Source organism: Pseudomonas sp. AFG_SD02_1510_Pfu_092 (assembly GCF_003331055.1).
Taxonomy (GTDB): Bacteria; Pseudomonadota; Gammaproteobacteria; order Pseudomonadales; family Pseudomonadaceae; genus Aquipseudomonas.
This window is the reverse complement of the sequence record NZ_PUQD01000067.1, coordinates 1-17,902: the sequence shown is the minus strand read 5'-3', so window position 1 is coordinate 17,902 and position 17,902 is coordinate 1. Positions and strand designations below refer to the sequence as shown.

General features: G+C 66.1%; 10 protein-coding genes. 9 read left to right on the top strand and 1 reads right to left on the bottom strand.

The annotated features are described in order from the left end of the window. Positions 1-122 precede the first annotated feature (122 nt). From C6A77_RS21935 to C6A77_RS21910, 5 genes are all read left to right on the top strand, one after another. On the top strand, positions 123-1,415 hold the full coding sequence (locus C6A77_RS21935; protein WP_114171355.1) for an MdtA/MuxA family multidrug efflux RND transporter periplasmic adaptor subunit: 1,293 nt from the start codon (positions 123-125) through the stop codon (positions 1,413-1,415). Then, the gene (locus C6A77_RS21930; protein WP_114171354.1) at positions 1,412-4,510 is read left to right on the top strand and encodes an MdtB/MuxB family multidrug efflux RND transporter permease subunit; all 3,099 of its coding nucleotides are present in this window, start codon (positions 1,412-1,414) and stop codon (positions 4,508-4,510) included. Before C6A77_RS21935 ends, C6A77_RS21930 begins: the two co-directional genes overlap by 4 nt. Next, positions 4,507-7,614 (top strand): efflux RND transporter permease subunit, encoded by a 3,108-nt coding sequence (locus tag C6A77_RS21925; protein ID WP_114171353.1) that lies wholly within the window; start codon positions 4,507-4,509, stop codon positions 7,612-7,614. The genes C6A77_RS21930 and C6A77_RS21925 overlap by 4 nt, the downstream gene beginning before the upstream one ends. Next, on the top strand, positions 7,611-9,098 hold the full coding sequence (locus C6A77_RS21920) for an efflux transporter outer membrane subunit (RefSeq protein WP_114171352.1): 1,488 nt from the start codon (positions 7,611-7,613) through the stop codon (positions 9,096-9,098). Before C6A77_RS21925 ends, C6A77_RS21920 begins: the two co-directional genes overlap by 4 nt. 273 nt (positions 9,099-9,371) lie before the next feature. After that, the gene (locus C6A77_RS21910; RefSeq protein WP_114171350.1) at positions 9,372-11,462 is read left to right on the top strand and encodes an EAL domain-containing protein; all 2,091 of its coding nucleotides are present in this window, start codon (positions 9,372-9,374) and stop codon (positions 11,460-11,462) included. On the opposite strand, the gene C6A77_RS21905 is transcribed toward C6A77_RS21910, so the two are convergent. Next, positions 11,459-11,719, bottom strand: a complete 261-nt coding sequence (locus C6A77_RS21905) for a DUF1652 domain-containing protein (protein ID WP_114171349.1) — start codon at positions 11,717-11,719, stop codon at positions 11,459-11,461. The two genes, C6A77_RS21910 and C6A77_RS21905, sit on opposite strands and share 4 nt — an antisense overlap. Before the next feature lie 413 nt (positions 11,720-12,132). Between C6A77_RS21905 and pgm the strand changes: the two genes are divergently transcribed. The 4 genes from pgm (at position 12,133) to C6A77_RS21885 (ending at position 17,774) form a co-directional block, all read left to right on the top strand. Then, on the top strand, positions 12,133-13,770 hold the full coding sequence (gene pgm, locus C6A77_RS21900) for a phosphoglucomutase (alpha-D-glucose-1,6-bisphosphate-dependent) (protein ID WP_114171348.1): 1,638 nt from the start codon (positions 12,133-12,135) through the stop codon (positions 13,768-13,770). A gap of 78 nt (positions 13,771-13,848) precedes the next feature. Further along, positions 13,849-14,358, top strand: a complete 510-nt coding sequence (locus tag C6A77_RS21895; protein WP_114171347.1) for a sigma-70 family RNA polymerase sigma factor — start codon at positions 13,849-13,851, stop codon at positions 14,356-14,358. Then, positions 14,358-15,302, top strand: coding sequence for a FecR domain-containing protein (locus C6A77_RS21890; RefSeq protein ID WP_114171346.1), 945 nt, complete (start codon positions 14,358-14,360; stop codon positions 15,300-15,302). Before C6A77_RS21895 ends, C6A77_RS21890 begins: the two co-directional genes overlap by 1 nt. A 66-nt stretch (positions 15,303-15,368) precedes the next feature. After that, a complete protein-coding gene (locus tag C6A77_RS21885) occupies positions 15,369-17,774 on the top strand; it encodes a TonB-dependent receptor (RefSeq protein ID WP_114171345.1) in 2,406 nt (801 codons plus the stop codon). The last annotated feature ends 128 nt before the right edge of the window (positions 17,775-17,902 follow it).

The following is a 17,902-nucleotide window of genomic DNA, read 5'->3' as shown; positions in this document are numbered from 1 at the left end:
TTCAGCGTCTTGGCAACGTCAGGCAAAGGTAAACCTCTGGTAAAGGCGCTTTGCTAATACGAAGCCAGTGCTTATCGTTCATCCTCTCCAAGCCGTCATTCCGAACAAGGTTCGTTCAACCCATGCAAGCGTTCAATTCCCGTTCCCCCCGTCGCTGGCTCGTCGGCCTGCTGATCCTGCTGCTGGTGGCTGCACTGGCCTGGTGGCTGTGGCCTGCAACGGCGCCTGTGCAAAAGGACGCCGGTGGCGGGCGCGGCGGCAAGGGCATGGGCATGATGGGCGGCCGCCCGGGCTTCGGCGGCTCCAGCGACCCGGTGCCAGTGCGCGTCGAACCGGTGCGGGTGGGCGACTTCCCGCTGTACTACAAGGCCCTGGGCACGGTCACCGCGACCAATACCGTCAACGTGCGCAGCCGGGTGGCCGGCGAACTGGTGAAGATCCACTTCAAGGAGGGCCAGCAGGTCAAGGCTGGCGACCTGCTCGCCGAGATCGACCCGCGGCCGTACCGCATCGCCCTGCAACAGGCCGAAGGTACCCTGGCGCAGAACCAGGCGCAGTTGAAGAACGCCCAGGTCGACCTGGCCCGCTATAAAGGCCTGTACGCCGAAGACAGCATCGCCAAGCAGACCCTCGACACCGCCGAAGCGCAGGTGGCGCAGTTCCAGGGGCTGGTCAAGACCAACCAGGCGCAGGTCAACGACGCCCGCCTGAACCTCGATTTCACCCAGATTCGCGCGCCGATCAACGGCCGCGTGGGCCTGCGCCAGCTCGACCTGGGCAACCTGGTGGCAGCCAACGACACCACCGCGCTGGTGGTCATCACCCAGACCGAACCGATCAGCGTCGCCTTCACCTTGCCGGAAACCGAGCTGAGCACCGTGCTCGAACGCTACCGCAGCGGCGCCAGCCTGCCGGTCGAGGCCTGGGACCGCAGTGACAGCAAGCTGCAGTCCACGGGTGTGCTGGGCAGCATCGACAACCAGATCGACACCACCACCGGCACCCTCAAGTTCAAGGGCCGCTTCGAGAACAAGGACCTGGCCCTGTTCCCCAACCAGTTCGTCAACGTGCGCCTGCTGGCCGACACGCTCAGGCAGGTGACCCTGGCCCCGGCGGCGGCCATTCAGTTCGGCAACGACGGCACGTTCGCCTACGTGGTCAACGCGCAGAGCACGGTGAATATCCGCAAGCTCAAGGTCGGCGCCAGCGATGGCGAGAACAGCGTCATTCTCGAAGGCCTCGAGGCCGGCGACCGCCTGGTGCTCGAAGGCACCGACCGCCTGCGCGAAGGCACCAAGGTCGAAGTGGTCGAAGACAGCTCGCAAGTGCCGACCAGCCCGGGCCAGCAGTTGCAGGGGCAAGAAGCCAAAGGTTCGGCACAAAACGGTGAAGCAGCAGGCAAGGCGGGCGCATGAACCTCTCGCGCCTGTTCATTCTGCGGCCGGTCGCCACCACGCTGAGCATGCTGGCCATCGTCCTGGCCGGCCTGATCGCCTACAAGCTGCTGCCGGTGTCCGCCTTGCCGCAGGTGGATTACCCGACCATCCGCGTCATGACCCTGTACCCCGGCGCCAGCCCGCAAGTGATGACCAGTGCCGTCACCGCGCCGCTGGAGCGCCAGTTCGGCCAGATGCCCGGGCTGGAACAAATGGCTTCGACCAGCTCCGGCGGCGCCTCAGTGCTGACCTTGCGCTTCAACCTCGACATGAACATGGACGTCGCCGAGCAACAGGTGCAGGCCGCGATCAACGCCGCCAGCAACCTGCTGCCCAGCGACCTGCCGGCGCCACCGGTGTACAACAAGGTCAACCCGGCCGACACCCCGGTGCTGACCCTGGCCATCTCCAGCAAGACCATGCCGTTGCCCAAGCTCAACGACCTGGTCGACACCCGCGTGGCGCAGAAGCTCGCGCAGATCAGCGGCGTCGGCATGGTCAGCATCGCCGGCGGCCAGCGCCAGGCGGTGCGGATCAAGGTCAACGTCGAAGCCCTGGCCGCCAACGGCCTGAACCTGGATGACGTGCGCACCCTGATCGGCGCCTCCAACGTCAACCAGCCCAAGGGCAACTTCGATGGCCCGACCCGGGTGTCGATGCTCGACGCCAACGACCAGCTGCGCTCCCCCGAGGAATACGCCAACCTGATCCTCGCCTACAACAACGGCGCGCCGCTGCGCCTGAAGGATGTGGCGGAAATCGTCGACGGTGCCGAAAACGAGCGCCTGGCGGCCTGGGCCAACGAAAACCACGCGGTGCTGCTGAACATCCAGCGCCAGCCGGGCGCCAACGTCATCGAGGTGGTCGACCGCATCAAGGCGATGCTGCCGTCGATCACCGACAACCTGCCGGCCGGCCTCGATGTCTCGGTGCTCACCGACCGCACCCAGACCATCCGCGCGGCGGTCAAGGATGTGCAGCACGAACTGCTGATCGCCATCGCCCTGGTGGTCATGGTCACCTTCGTCTTCCTGCGCCGCTTCAGTGCCACCCTGATTCCGTCGATTGCCGTGCCCCTGTCGCTGATCGGCACCTTCGGCGTGATGTACCTGGCCGGCTTCTCGGTCAACAACCTGACGCTGATGGCGCTGACCATCGCCACCGGTTTCGTGGTCGACGACGCCATCGTCATGCTGGAGAACATCTCCCGGCACATCGAGGAGGGCGAGACGCCCTTGCAGGCGGCGCTCAAGGGTGCGCGGCAAATCGGCTTCACCCTGATTTCGCTGACCTTCTCGCTGATTGCGGTGCTGATCCCGCTGCTGTTCATGGCCGATGTGGTCGGCCGCCTGTTCCGCGAATTCGCCATCACCCTGGCGGTGGCCATCCTGATTTCCCTGGTGGTGTCGCTGACCCTGACGCCGATGATGTGTGCGCGGCTGCTCAAGCGTGAGCCGACGGAAGCGGAGCAGGGGCGTTTCTACCGCGCCAGCGGCGCCTGGATCGATTGGCTGATCAGGCACTACGGCAGTGCCCTGCAGTGGGTCCTCAAGCGCCAGCCGCTGACCCTGCTGGTGGCCGTGGCCAGCCTGGCGCTCACCGTGGTGCTGTACATGGTGGTGCCCAAGGGCTTCTTCCCGGTGCAGGACACCGGGGTGATCCAGGGCATTTCCGAAGCGCCGCAGTCCATCTCGTTCGCCGCCATGAGCGAGCGCCAGCAGGCCCTGAGCAAGGTGATCCTGCAGGACCCGGCGGTGCAGAGCCTGTCGTCCTACATCGGCGTCGATGGCGACAACGCCACCCTCAACAGCGGCCGCCTGCTGATCAACCTCAAGCCCCATGGCGAGCGTGACGTCACCGCCAGTGAAGTGATCAACCGCTTGCAGCCGCAGATCGACCGCCTGGTGGGCATCCGCCTGTTCATGCAGCCGGTGCAGGACCTGAGCATCGAGGACCGGGTCAGCCGTACCCAGTACCAGTTCAGCCTGTCGTCGCCGGACGCCGAGCTGCTGGCGCAGTGGAGCGCCAGGCTGGTGCAGGCGCTGCAACAGCGCGCGGAACTGGCCGACGTCGCCAGCGATCTGCAGGACAAGGGCCTGCAGGTGTACCTGGTGATCGACCGCGACATGGCCAGCCGCCTGGGGATCAGCGTTTCGCAAATCACCAACGCCTTGTACGACGCCTTCGGCCAGCGGCAGATTTCGACCATCTACACCCAGGCCAGCCAGTACCGCGTGGTGCTGCAGTCGCAGGATGCGGCGACCATCGGCCCGCAGGCGCTGGAGTCGATCCACGTCAAGGCCACCGATGGCGGCCAGGTGCGCCTGTCGGCGCTGGCGCGCATCGAGCAGCGCCAGGCCCAGCTGGCGATTTCCCACATCGGCCAGTTCCCGGCGGTGACACTGTCGTTCAACCTGGCCCACGGCGCATCGCTGGGCGAGGCGGTGCAGGTGATCGAGCAGGTGCAGAAAGATATTGGCATGCCGCTGGGAGTGCAGACCCGCTTCCAGGGCGCGGCAGAGGCGTTCCAGGCCTCGCTGTCGAGCACCTTGCTGCTAATTCTGGCGGCGGTGGTGACCATGTACATCGTGCTGGGCGTGCTGTACGAAAGCTACATCCACCCGGTGACCATCCTCTCGACCCTGCCGTCTGCGGCAGTCGGTGCCTTGCTGGCCTTGCTCATCAGCGGCAACGACCTGGGCATGATCGCCATTATCGGCATCATCCTGCTGATCGGCATCGTCAAGAAGAACGCGATCATGATGATCGACTTCGCCCTCGAGGCCGAGCGCCAGCAGGGCATGAGCCCGCGCGATGCCATCTACCAGGCGGCGCTGCTGCGCTTCCGGCCGATCCTGATGACCACCCTGGCCGCGCTGTTCGGCGCGGTGCCGCTGATGCTCGCCAGCGGTTCCGGCGCCGAGCTGCGCCAGCCGCTGGGCCTGGTGATGGTCGGCGGCTTGCTGGTCAGCCAGGTGCTGACGTTGTTCACCACCCCGGTCATCTACCTGTACTTCGACCGCCTGGGCCGCCGCTGGCGCCCGGCCACTGACGCGAAGCAGGCCGAGGCATGAACCTGTCCGCTCCGTTCATTCGGCGCCCGGTGGCGACCATGCTGCTGAGCCTGGCGATCATGCTGCTGGGCGGGGTCAGCTTCGGCCTGCTGCCGGTGGCGCCACTGCCGCAGATGGACTTCCCGGTGATCGTGGTGTCGGCCAACCTGTCCGGTGCCAGCCCCGAGGTGATGGCCTCCACCGTGGCCACGCCGCTGGAGCGCAAGCTGGGCAGTATCGCCGGGGTGACCACGCTGACCAGCAGCTCCAACCAGGGCTCGACGCGGGTAATCATCGGCTTCGAGATGGGCCGCGACATCGACGGTGCGGCGCGCGAGGTGCAGGCGGCGATCAACGCCACCCGCAACCTGCTGCCCAGCGGGATGCGCAGCATGCCCACCTACAAGAAGATCAACCCGTCGCAGGCACCGATCATGGTGCTGTCGCTGACCTCGGACGTGCTGCAGAAAGGCCAGCTGTACGACCTTGCCGACACCATCCTGTCGCAGAGCCTGGCCCAGGTGCCGGGGGTAGGGGAGGTGCAGATCGGCGGCAGCTCGCTGCCGGCGGTGCGGATTGCCGTCGAGCCGCAATTGCTCAACCAGTACGGCCTGTCGCTGGACGAGGTGCGCACGGCGGTGGCCAACGCCAACCAGCGCCGGCCGATGGGCTTCGTCGAGGACGCCGGGCGCAGCTGGCAGGTGCGCGCCAACGACCAGCTGGAAAGTGCCAAGGACTACGCGCCGGTGGTGATCCGCCAGCAGAACGGCACCATTTTGCGCCTGGCCGATGTGGCGAGCATTACCGACAGCGTCGAGAACCGCTACAACAGCGGCTTCTTCAATGACCAGAGTGCGGTGCTGCTGGTGGTCAACCGCCAGACCGGCGCCAACATCATCGAAACGGTCGAGCAGATCAAGGCGCAGTTGCCGGCCTTGCAATCGCTGCTGCCGGCCAATGTGCAACTGAACGTGGCCATGGACCGCTCGCCGGTGATCAAGGCGACCCTCAAGGAAGCCGAACACACCCTGCTGATGGCCGTGGTGCTGGTGATCCTGGTGGTCTACCTGTTCCTCGGCAGCCTGCGCGCCTCGCTGATCCCAAGCCTCGCGGTACCGGTGTCGCTGGTGGGCACCTTCGCGGTCATGTACCTGTGCGGCTTCTCGCTCAACAACCTGTCGCTGATGGCGCTGATCCTCGCCACCGGCCTGGTGGTGGACGACGCCATCGTGGTGCTGGAAAACATTTCCCGGCACATCGAGGACGGCCAGCCGCCGCTCAAGGCCGCCTACCTCGGCGCCCGCGAGGTGGGCTTCACCTTGCTGTCGATGAACGTGTCGCTGGTGGCGGTGTTCGTCTCCATCCTGTTCATGGGTGGCATCGTGCGCAACCTGTTCCAGGAGTTTTCCATCACCCTGGCGGCGGCGATCATCGTCTCGCTGGTGGTGTCGCTGACCCTTACACCGATGCTCTGCGCCCGCTGGCTCAAGCCGCAGCAGGCCGAGCAGAGCCGCCTGCAGCGCTGGAGCGACTGGCTGCACCAGCGCATGGTCGCTGCCTACGACCGCAGCCTGGGTTGGGCCTTGCGCCACAAACGCCTGACCCTGCTCAGCCTGCTGGCCACCATCGGCATCAACATCGCCCTGTACGTGGTGGTGCCCAAGACGCTGATGCCGCAGCAGGACAGCGGCCAGTTGATGGGCTTCATCCGCGGCGACGACGGCCTGTCGTTCAGCGTGATGCAGCCGAAAATGGAAGTGTATCGCCGCGCCTTGCTGGCCGACCCGGCGGTGCAGAGCGTTGCCGGCTTCATCGGCGGCAACAGCGGCACCAACAACGCCATGGTGCTGGTGCGCCTGAAACCGATCAGCGAACGCAAGCTCGACGCGCAGAAGGTGATCGAGCGCCTGCGCAAGGAAATGCCTAAGGTACCCGGCGGGCGCCTGTTCCTGATGGCCGACCAGGACCTGCAACTGGGCGGTGGCGGCCGTGACCAGACCTCGTCGCAGTACCTGTATACCCTGCAAAGCGGCGACCTGACCGCGCTGCGCGAGTGGTTCCCGAAAGTGGTGGCGGCGCTGCGGGAACTGCCGCAGCTGACGGCCATCGACGCCCGTGACGGGGCCGGCACGCAGCAGGTAACGCTGGTGGTCGACCGCGACCAGGCCAAGCGCCTGGGCATCGACATGGACATGGTCACCACGGTGCTGAACAACGCCTACAGCCAGCGGCAGATCTCCACCATCTACGACAGCCTCAACCAGTACCAGGTGGTGCTGGAGATCAACCCGAAATACGCCTGGGACCCGAGCACCCTCGAGCAGGTGCAGGTGATCACCGCCGACGGCGCACGCGTGCCGCTGTCGACCATCGCTCACTACGAGAACAGCCTGGCCAATGACCGGGTCAGCCACGAAGGCCAGTTCGCCGCCGAAAGCATCGCCTTCGACGTCGCCGAAGGCTACAGCCCCGACCAGGCCATGGCGGCGCTGGAACGTGCGGTGGCCAAACTGGGCCTGCCCGAGGAAGTGATCGCCAGGCTCGGCGGCAGTGCCGATGCCTTCGCCAAGACCCAGGAAGGCCAGCCGCTGATGATCCTCGGTGCGCTGGTGCTGGTGTACCTGGTGCTGGGCATTCTTTACGAAAGCTACATTCACCCGCTGACCATTCTCTCGACGCTGCCCTCGGCCGGCGTCGGCGCCTTGCTGGCGCTGTATGCCACCGGTGGCGAATTCAGCCTGATTTCGCTGCTGGGGCTGTTCCTGCTGATCGGTGTGGTGAAGAAGAACGCCATTCTGATGATCGACCTGGCCTTGCAGCTGGAGCGCCACCAGGGCCTGACCCCGGAAGAATCGATCCGCCGCGCCTGCCTGCTGCGTCTGCGGCCGATCCTGATGACCACCCTGGCGGCCATCCTCGGCGCCTTGCCATTGCTGCTGAGCCAGGCCGAAGGCGCAGAAATGCGCCAGCCGCTGGGCCTGACCATCATTGGCGGCCTGGTGTTCAGCCAGGTCCTCACCCTTTACACGACGCCGGTGGTCTACCTGTACCTGGACCGCCTGCGCCACCGTTTCAACCGTTGGCGTGGCGTGCGCACCGACGCCGCCCTGGAAACCCCGCTATGACTTTTGCCCAGACCCCACTTCACCGTGCCTTGCAGATGCTGACCCGTGGCCGTGGCTCGCGCCTGCTCGGCGCCGGGCTGTGCGTGGCCTTGCTCAGTGCCTGTACCCTGAGCCCGGACTACCAGCGGCCCGCGCTGGGCAGCACGGCGCAGTTCAAGCACGCCGAAGGCTGGACCCAGGCCACGCCGTCCGATGCCATCGCCCGCGGCGCCTGGTGGGAAATTTACGGCGATGCCGGGCTCAATGCGCTGGTCGAGGAGCTCAACCGCAGCAACCAGACCGTTGCCCAGTCCGAAGCCCAGTACCGTCAGGCCCAGGCGCTGGTGCGCAGCAGCCGCGCGGCACTGTTCCCCAGCCTCGACCTCAGCGTTGGCAAGAACCGCTCGGCCCAGGGCACCGGCAGCTCCAGTTCGAGCCTGTCCAACAACAGCAGCGGCATTCGCAACACCTACAACGCCCAGCTTGGTGTCAGCTGGGAAATCGACCTGTGGGGCAAGCTGCGCGAAACCCTCGATGCCAACCAGGCCAGTGCCGAAGCCAGCCTGGCTGACCTCGCCTCGATCCGCCTCAGCCAGCAGTCCGAGCTGGTGCAGAACTACCTGCAGCTGCGGGTGATCGACGAGCAGAAGCGCTTGCTGGAAGCCACCGTCGCCGCCTACGAGCGTTCGCTGCGGATGAACCAAAACCAGTACCGCGCCGGGGTCGCCGGCCCCGATGCGGTGGCCCAGGCGCGGGCCCAGCTGAAGACCACCCAGGCCGACCTGATCGACCTGGTCTGGCAGCGCGCGCAGTTCGAGAACGCCATCGCCGTGCTGTTGGGCAAGGCCCCGGCCGACTTTGCCCTGGCCGACAGCAAGGCGATACCGGCACTGCCACAGATTCCGCTTGCCCTGCCGTCGCAGTTGCTCGAGCGGCGCCCGGACATCGCCGCCGCCGAGCGCAACGTGATGGCTGCCAACGCTAACATCGGCGTGTCGCGCGCGGCGTATTTCCCTGACCTGAGCCTGAGCATGAGCGGTGGCTATTCCAGCAGCAGTTTCAGCAACTGGATCGAACTGCCCAACCGCTACTGGTCGGTGGGCCCGCAGCTGGCGCTGACCCTGTTCGACGCCGGCAAGCGCAGCGCCGAGGTGGACCGCACGGTGGCGGTGTATGACCAGACCGTGGCGCAGTACCGCCAGACCGTGCTCGACGGCTTCAAGGAAGTGGAAAACCTGCTGGTGCAGTTGCAGGTGTATGGCGATGAAGCGGTGGTGCGCCAGGAGGCGCTGGATGCCGCCCGCGAGTCGCTGCGCCTGACCGAGAACCAGTACCGCGCCGGACTGATCGGCTACCTGGATGTGGTCAACGTGCAGACCACGGCGCTGAGCAACGAACGCAGCGTATTGAACCTGCTGCAAGGGCGCCTGGTGGCCAGCGTGCAGCTGGTGGCCGCGCTGGGTGGTGGTTGGGACGCCGAGCAAGCCTTCGCCGAGCAGGATTGAAGTACTCGCAGCGCTTTGTGGGAGCGGCCTTGTGTCGCGAAAGGGCCGCAAAGCGGCCCCAGGCTCTCGGCACAATGGCTGATATTGCTGGGGCTGCTTCGCAACCCTTTCGCGACACAAGGCCGCTCCCACAAAGGAAAGTGCATTCCTGCGTGACCGCATGTCGTCCTCTGCCTCGATCCATTACCGCTCGCCAAAAAGCCCGTGCGTTTCGCCAAAGCTTGAGTACAATCGTCAGCTTTTTCCGGGCCTCCCGCCCCGCTGGAATTCTCGATGCTGACCGGTAGCTACTCCTCTTCGCTGGTGTTGATTTCGCTGTGCGTGGCGATTCTGGCGTCCTATACCGCCCTCGACCTGACCGGTCGCATCGCCACGGCCAAAGGCCGGGCTGCCTGCCTGTGGATGGGCGGTGGCGCGCTGGCCATGGGCATCGGCGTATGGTCGATGCATTTCATCGGCATGCTCGCCTTGAGCCTGCCCATCGACCTGGGCTACGACCTCGCGCTGACCGCGTTCTCGCTGCTGATCGCCGTGCTGTCCTCAGGTTTCGCCCTGTGGCTGGTCAGCCAGCCGAGCCTGCCAGCGCTGCAGCTGGCCTTTGGCGCGCTGATCATGGGCGCCGGCATCGCCTGCATGCACTACACCGGCATGGCCGCGCTGCGCATGCTGCCAGGCATTGATTACGACCCGACGCTGTTCGGCGCCTCGCTGCTGATTGCCGTGGGCGCCTCGGCGGCGGCCTTGTGGATTGCCTTCCGCCTGCGCGCGCATACCCCTTATGTGCGGCAGATCCGCGGTCTGGCGGCGGTGGTGATGGGGGTTGCCATCGTCGGCATGCACTACACCGGCATGGCGGCGGCGAACTTCCCCGAGGGCAGCTTCTGCGGGGCGTTGGCCGGCGGTGGCCTGCAAGGCGATGGCCTGGTCTACCTGGTGCTGATTACCACCCTGGCGGTATTGGCGGTGGCCTTGCTCACCTCGGTGCTGGATGCCCGCCTGGAGGCACGCACCGCCGAACTGGCCCGCTCGCTGACCCTGGCCAACCAGGAACTGACCCAGCTGGCGCTGCACGACACCCTCACCGACCTGCCCAACCGCACGCTGCTGGCGGACCGCATCGAGCAGGCCATCGCCAAGGTGGCGGAGCAGGGCGGCTGCTTCGCCTTGATGTTCATCGACCTGGATGGCTTCAAGCCAGTCAACGATGCCTTTGGCCACCATGTCGGCGACTTGCTGCTCAAGGCCGTGGCGGCGCGCCTGCGCGGTCACCTGCACAGCCAGGACACCCTGGCGCGCATCGGCGGTGACGAATTCGTCCTGCTGGTCGAGTTGCGCGAGCCGGACGATGCCATGGATGTGGCAGTGAAGCAGGTCAACCTGGTCTCGCGGCCGTTCCGCGTGGCCGAGCACGACCTGCAACTGACGGCAAGCCTGGGCATCGTCCTGTACCCGGGCAACGGCCAGGACCAGCACGAGCTGCTGCGCAACGCCGACGCCGCCATGTACCACGCCAAGAGCGCCGGCAAGAATGGCTACAGCTTCTTCGATGCGTCGATGAACAGCAACGCCCGCCAGCAATTGCAGCTGCTGCAGGACCTGCGCCAGGCGCTGGAGCAGCGCCAGTTCCGCCTGCACTACCAGCCCAAGTTCGACGCCCAGGCCTGCCAGCCGATCGGTGCCGAGGCCTTGCTGCGCTGGGAGCACCCGCAGCAGGGCCTGCTGCTGCCCGACCGCTTCATCGGCCTGGCGGAAAAGACCGGCCTGATCATCCCCATCGGCGAGTGGGTGCTGCACGAGGCCTGTCGGCAGATGCGCGAGTGGCTGGAGCAGGGGCACCAGGGCTGGCGCATGGCGGTGAACCTGTCGGCCATCCAGTTCTGCCATGCCGGGCTGGTCGACAGCGTCGCCCGCGCCCTGCAGCAGAACGGCCTGCCGCCCAACTGCCTGACCCTGGAAATCACCGAAACCACCGCCATGCACGACGCCGATGCCAGCCTGACCGTGCTGCAGCGCTTGTCCGACATGGGTGTGGACTTGTCCATCGATGACTTTGGCACTGGCTATTCCAGCCTGATGTACCTCAAGCGCCTGCCGGCCAACGAGTTGAAGATCGACCGCGGCTTCGTCCGCGAGCTGGAGCAGGACAGCGACGACGCAGCGATCGTCTCAGCCATCGTGGCGCTGGGCCAGGCGTTGGGCCTGCGTATCGTTGCCGAAGGGGTCGAAACCGATAAACAGCAAGCCTTCCTGACTCGGCTGGGCTGCGATTCGCTGCAGGGCTACCTGCTGGGCCAGCCGGTGCCGGCCGAGCAATTCATGGGTAAGCTGCAGACCCTGCGCCAGGATAGAAGCGCTGCCGGCTAGACCGCGTCGCGCAGGGTGAAGGCGGGGAAGAAGGCGTCCATTTCCGCCTCGACGGCCTCAATGATGCGTTCGACGTCCGCAGCGGCCATGATCGCCGAGCAGGGGATGCCGGCAATCGCCAGCAGGGTTTCGCCGGTGGCGCGGTCGAACAGCCGCGCAACCATGCTGCGTGGCGCATCCATGCTGGCTTCGAAGCCCAGCGGGTGAAAATGCCAGCGCATCACCTGGCAGGCGTTGGGGAACGTCATCTTGTTCATGCCAGCCTCCTTGTCCTTGCCTGGATGTGGTGAACAGGTGGCCACATCTATGCAGCCGCCGGGAAGGTAAACATAGCACCTGTCACGGGTAATTCTCTGCGGCAAATACGACAAATGTGCAAATGCATGACTACGGTCACATCGCGGCGGTGGGTTGCAGCGGGCCGATGACGCCTGGGCAAACGTTTTCCATGCATGATGGCCGCTTTAACTCAGCAGATGTCAGCCGTTCCGCAGTTATTCCGTGCGCTCTGCTTTCAGACGAGCGGTCCCTTCCACCACCTGCCCAGGCTGGGCAAAACGCCGACCGGCCTGGTGCCATGGTTCTTTGCTGGCTGCCCATCGCACACCCTTGCAACTCTCAGTACACTGCACGCTCCAACACCAACATCCGTTGAACTCGAGGTTTTTGCATGACGCTCAGTCCTTTGGCAGGCAAGCCGGCTCCGGCCAGCGTGCTGGTCGATATTCCCCGACTGCTCACCGCCTACTACACCGGCCGCCCCGATGCTGCCGTGGCGGCCCAGCGGGTGGCCTTCGGCACCTCGGGGCACCGGGGTACTTCGCTGGAATTGAGTTTCAACGAGTACCATGTCCTGGCCATCACCCAGGCCATCTGCCTGTATCGCCAGGAGAAAGGCATCGATGGCCCGCTGTTCATCGGCGCCGACACGCACGCCCTGTCGGCACCGGCCACCGCCAGTGCCCTGGAAGTGCTCGCCGCCAACGGTGTGCAGGTGATGTTGTCCAAGGATGACGAATACACGCCGACGCCGGCCGTGTCGCATGCCATCCTCTGCCACAACCGTGGCCGTACCCAGGGCCTGGCCGACGGCATCGTCATCACCCCGTCGCACAACCCGCCGCAAAGCGGTGGCTTCAAGTACAACCCGCCCAATGGCGGCCCGGCCGACAGCGATGTGACCAAGTGGATCGAGGCCAAGGCCAACGAACTGCTGGCGGCCAACCTGGCGGGGGTCAAGCGTATCGACCATGCCCAGGCGTTGCAGGCCGCTACCACCCAGCGCCACGACTATGTAAGCCACTACGTGGCCGACCTGGAAAACGTCATCGATTTCGATGTCATTCGCGGCGCCAAGCTGCGCCTGGGCGTCGACCCGCTTGGCGGGGCCGGGGTGCGCTACTGGTCGGCGATTGCCGAGCATTACCAGCTGGATCTGGAAGTGGTGAACACCGAGGTCGACCCGACCTTCCGCTTCATGACGGTCGACTGGGACGGCCAGATCCGCATGGACCCGTCCTCGCCCTATGCCATGCAGGGCCTGATCGGCCTGCGCGAACGCTTCGACGTGGCCTTTGCCTGCGACCCGGACCACGACCGCCACGGCATCGTCACCCCCGATGGCCTGCTGCCGCCGAACAACTACCTGGCGGTGGCCATCGACTACCTGTACCGCCACCGCCCGCAATGGCGCAGCGATGCCGCAGTCGGCAAGACCGTGGTCTCCAGCGGCCTGATCGACCGCGTTACCCAGCGCCTGGGCCGTGACCTGTACGAAGTGCCGGTGGGCTTCAAGTTCTTTGCCCAGGGCCTGTTCGACGGCACGCTCGGCTTTGGTGGCGAAGAAAGCGCCGGCGCCTCGTTCCTGCGCCGCGATGGCTCGGTCTGGGCCACCGACAAGGACGGCCTGATCCCGGCTTTGCTGGCCGCCGAGATGACCGCGCGCACCGGGCGCAACCCGAGCCAGGCCTACGCCGACCTGACGGCGGCGCTGGGCAAGCCGTTCGCCACCCGTGTCGAAGCCAAGGCCGATGCCCGGCAAAAGGCGTTGTTGAGCAAGCTGGCGCCGGAGCAGGTGAAATCGACCGAGCTGGCGGGTGAGCCGATCGTGCAGATCCTCAGCCATGCGCCGGGCAATGGCCAGGCGATTGGCGGGCTGAAGGTGATGACCGCCAATGGCTGGTTCGCCGCGCGCCCGTCGGGCACCGAGGACATCTACAAGATCTACGCCGAAAGCTTCATCGACGAGGCGCACCTGCAGCGCCTGGTGCAGGAAGCCCAGGTGCTGGTGGATGCGGCGATTGCCTGACAGGTAACAAAGCGCTTGGTTCTGCGGCACGGTGTAAATTAGAATTAATCTTATTTACGCCACCGCAGGGCCTTCCTCATGATCGACGCCGCGCCGCCACCGGAGCATAGCCTGCCTGCCCTGTACCAGGCTCATCGCGGCTGGCTGGAAACCTGGCTGCGTCGGCGCCTGGGCAATGCCTGGGATGCCGCCGACCTCAGCCAGGATACCTTCCTGCGGGTGCTGGCCAGCGCGCAGCCGCTGGCAGACATCCGCGAACCGCGTGCCTACCTGCTGACCGTGGGCAAGCGCCTGCTGAGCAACTTCCACCAGCGGCGCAGCCTGGAACAAGCCTACCTCGATGCACTGGCGCAGTTGCCCGAACAGCAGGTGCCCTCGCCAGAGCAGCGCTGGCTGCTGCTGGAAACCCTGCAAGCCCTCGACGAATTGCTCGACGGCCTCAAGGCGCCGGTACGCAAGGCCTTTCTCTGGAGCCAGCTGGAGGGCCTGGGCTATGCCGAGATCGGCAAGCGCTTGGGCGTTGGCGAGCGCTCGGTCAAGCGCTACATGGCCCAGGCCTACGAGCATTGCCTGCTGGCCGAACTGTAATGAACGGCCATTGCCCCGAAACCCGCGAGGCACTGCGGGCCGCTGCCCGCTGGCTGGCATTGGTGGACTCCGGCGGCGCCAGCGAGGGTGACCTGCTGCGTCTGGAGCAATGGCGCACCCGCAGCACCTTGCACGAACACGCCTGGCAAAAGGCACTGCTGTTGCGCCAGCGCTTTTCCGCGCTACCCGGCGCAGTGGCCATGGCCACTCTGGACCGCCCGGATGCCGGCCGCCGGGCGCTGCTCAAGCAAGCCTTGGGCGTGGCGGCGTTGTTGCCAGCGGCCTGGCTGGCAAGCCGCGAACTGCCGTTGCAAGCCTGGGCCGCCGACATGCACACCGCAGTCGGCGAGCGCCGGCAGGTGCTGCTGAGCGATGGCACTAGCTTGCAGTTGAACACCGACAGTGCAGCGAATATCGACCTGGGCGCCCGGCGCCTGACATTGCTACGTGGCGAAGTGGCCGTCAGCTTGCCCGGCAACCTGAGCCTGACGTTGCAGGTGCCCTATGGCCAGGTCGCGCTGGAGGCCGGTGAGGCGTGCCTGCGCCTGGTCGATCAGGCGTGCCGGGTATCGCTGCTCAAGGGCACGGCCAACCTGCAGCCGCGGCAAGGCCCGGCAGTGCTGCTTCAGGCCGGGCAGCAGGCCAGCCTGCAAGCGACCGCGGTTGGCCCGGTCACCGGCCTGGACGCATGGCTGCTGGGCTGGCGCGAAGGGGTGCTGCGCCTGGAGGACCGCCCCTTGGGCGAGCTGCTGCACGAGCTGCGCCGGTATCGCCCCGGAGTGCTGCGCTGGGCGCCGGAACTTGAGGCCCTGCGCGTGACCGGTACGTTCCGCCTCGACGACACCGACCGGGTGCTGGCCTTGCTCGCCGCCAGCCTGCCGTTGCAGGTGCACACGCGTACGCGTTACTGGGTGAACCTGGCGGCGCGAGAAAATCGCGCATGAGGCTGTCCCCTTTTTTTTGCTCGCCGGTCATTACCGGTAGGAGCAAATAAAGGGGAGCCCTGTTCAATGCCTGTTGTCATGTCCTGCCGCCTGCGCTCACTGGCGCGTGCGGCACATCCGTTGTTCGCCATGAGCCTGTTGTTGTGTGCACCGGCCTGGGCCGACGAACCCGCCCGACGCAGCTACCAGGTGCCAGCGGCAAACCTGGGCGCGGCACTTACCCGGTTCGCCGACCAGGCCGGGGTCAGCCTGTCGCTGGACCCGGCGCTGGTCGACGGCCGGCAGAGCAATGGCCTGTCCGGCAACTACAGTGTCGACGAAGGCTTCACCCAACTGCTGCGCGGCAGCGGCCTGCAATTGCTTGCGGTGGGCGAGGGTGCCTTCACATTGGTGCCGGCCCCCGAGGCAGGTGGTGCGCTGGAAATCGCCCCGACCAGCATCGTTGGCGGCCTGGCCGCAGGCAACGAAACGCCACCTTATGCCGGTGGCCAGGTGGCCCGTCAGGGCTCGCAAGGCCTGCTGGGCACGCGCGACTTCATGGAAACCCCGTTCAGCATCACCAGCTACACCAGCGAACTGGTGAAGAACCAGCAGGCGCGGACCTTGGGCGAGCTGATCACCAGCGACCCTTCGGTGCGCGCCACCAACCCGGCGGGTGGGCGTTTCGAGCAGTTCACCATTCGCGGCTTCAGCCTGTTCAACAGCGATGTCGCCTACAACGGCCTGTACGGCATCCTGCCGACCTACTCGATCGACATGGAAATGGCCGACCGGGTCGACATCATCAAAGGCCCCAGCCAGCTGATCAACGGCATTTCGCCGCGTGGCAGTGTCGGCGGCGGTATCAATGTGCAGCCCAAGCGGGCCGGCGACCAGCCGCTGACCGAGTTTACCGCCAGCTATGCCTCGGCGGGCCAGGCAGGCGGTGCGGTGGACGTTGGCCGGCGCTTCGGCGAAGGCCAGCAGTTCGGCGTGCGCTTCAATGGCGTGAAACAGGCCGGCGACACCGAATGGGACCACCAGCGTGTCGAGCGCGACATGGCGGTGCTGGGCCTGGACTTTCGTGGCGAGCGCCTGCGCCTTTCGGCAGACCTTGGCCATACCGAACGCGACACCGATGCACCGCAGGAGCGGGTACTGGTCGGTGCCAATGCCAAGGTGCCGGATGCCAACGACGTACGCCACAACTATGCCCAGGCCTGGAGCAAAGCGCGCACCAACGACACCTTCGGTGCGCTGCACGCCGAGTACGATATCAGCGAGTCGCTGCTGGCCTACGGCGCGGTCGGTGCGCGCAAGAGCAACCATGACTTCCTGCGCCACAACGTGTCGATCAGCAACGATGCCGGCGACTTCACCGTGCAGCCGCGCGACTTCACCCGGGATGAAAGCGTGCGTACCGCCATGGCCGGCGTGCGCAAATGGGTGCATACCGGGCCAGTCAGCCACGAGCTGAACCTGGCCGCCAGCTACTTCTACATGGACTTCACCAACGGCGGCGCCCGCTATGCCTCGGCGCCCAGCAACCTCTACCAGCCGGTAGCCACGCCGACACCGGGTACGCCAACCCGCATCGACCCCGAGGTGTACACGGAAAACCGCTTTTCCGGCGTGGCCTTGGCCGACACCCTGGGTTTGTTCGACGACCGCCTGCTGCTGACCCTGGGGGCGCGCTGGCAGCGGGTGCAGGTGGATGACTGGAGCGACGGTACCAAGGGCGCTACCGCCTACGATGAAGAGAAAGTGTCGCCCTCGGGCGGCGTGCTGCTCAAGGTCAGCGACCAGCTGTCGTTGTATGCCAACTACATGGAAGGCCTGAGCCAGGGCAAGATCGCGCCGTCGACAGCGGTCAACGAAGACCAGATCTTCCCGCCGTTCACCAGCCGCCAGGTCGAGGTGGGGGCCAAGTACGACCTGGGTCAAGTCGCCTTCACTGCCAGTGCCTTCCGCATCCGCCAGCCCGCCTACGAAACCAACCCCACCTCGCGGGTGTTCGGCGCCAATGGCAAGCGCGACAACCGCGGTATCGAACTGAGTGTGTTCGGCGAGCCGGTGCAAGGCGTGCGCGTGCTCGGCGGGGTGATGTACATCGACAGCGAACTGACCGACACCGTCGGCGGCGCCTACGATGGCAACCGCGCGCCGGCCACGCCCGAGTACAACGTCAACCTGGGTGCCGAATGGGATGTGCCCGGGCTGAACGGCCTGACCCTGACGGCGCGGGGCATCCACTCGAGCTCGCAGTACCTGGACCAGAACAACAGCAAGCAGATCGACGGCTGGCAGCGTTACGACCTGGGCGCGCGTTATGCGTTCAAGGTGGATGCCACCTCGGTTACCTTGCGCACCAGTGTCGAGAACGTGCTGGACGACCGCTACTGGAGTTCGGCCGGGGCCTCGGATGACAGCGAGCCGGGGCTGACGCTGTCTACGCCGCGGACCTACCTGCTGTCGGCGACCGTGGCTTTCTAGCCGGTTCGGTAGGTCAGGCAATCTGGGGCCGCCTTGCGGCCCATCGCCGGGGGGCCCCCCCCCCCCCCCCCAAAAAAAAGGGGGGGGGGGGGGGGGGGGGGGGGGGGGGGGGGGGGGGGGGGGGGGGG

Bases quoted from the DNA above. Each gene is read 5' to 3' on its own strand.
- C6A77_RS21930 (WP_114171354.1), top strand. From the start codon at position 1,412: ATGAACCTCTCGCGCCTGTTCATTCTGCGGCCGGTCGCCACCACGCTG.
- pgm (WP_114171348.1), top strand. From the start codon at position 12,133: ATGACGCTCAGTCCTTTGGCAGGCAAGCCGGCTCCGGCCAGCGTGCTG.
- C6A77_RS21935 (WP_114171355.1), top strand. From the start codon at position 123: ATGCAAGCGTTCAATTCCCGTTCCCCCCGTCGCTGGCTCGTCGGCCTG.
- C6A77_RS21895 (WP_114171347.1), top strand. From the start codon at position 13,849: ATGATCGACGCCGCGCCGCCACCGGAGCATAGCCTGCCTGCCCTGTAC.
- C6A77_RS21890 (WP_114171346.1), top strand. From the start codon at position 14,358: ATGAACGGCCATTGCCCCGAAACCCGCGAGGCACTGCGGGCCGCTGCC.
- C6A77_RS21920 (WP_114171352.1), top strand. From the start codon at position 7,611: ATGACTTTTGCCCAGACCCCACTTCACCGTGCCTTGCAGATGCTGACC.
- C6A77_RS21905 (WP_114171349.1), bottom strand. From the start codon at position 11,719: ATGAACAAGATGACGTTCCCCAACGCCTGCCAGGTGATGCGCTGGCAT.
- C6A77_RS21910 (WP_114171350.1), top strand. From the start codon at position 9,372: ATGCTGACCGGTAGCTACTCCTCTTCGCTGGTGTTGATTTCGCTGTGC.
- C6A77_RS21925 (WP_114171353.1), top strand. From the start codon at position 4,507: ATGAACCTGTCCGCTCCGTTCATTCGGCGCCCGGTGGCGACCATGCTG.
- C6A77_RS21885 (WP_114171345.1), top strand. From the start codon at position 15,369: ATGCCTGTTGTCATGTCCTGCCGCCTGCGCTCACTGGCGCGTGCGGCA.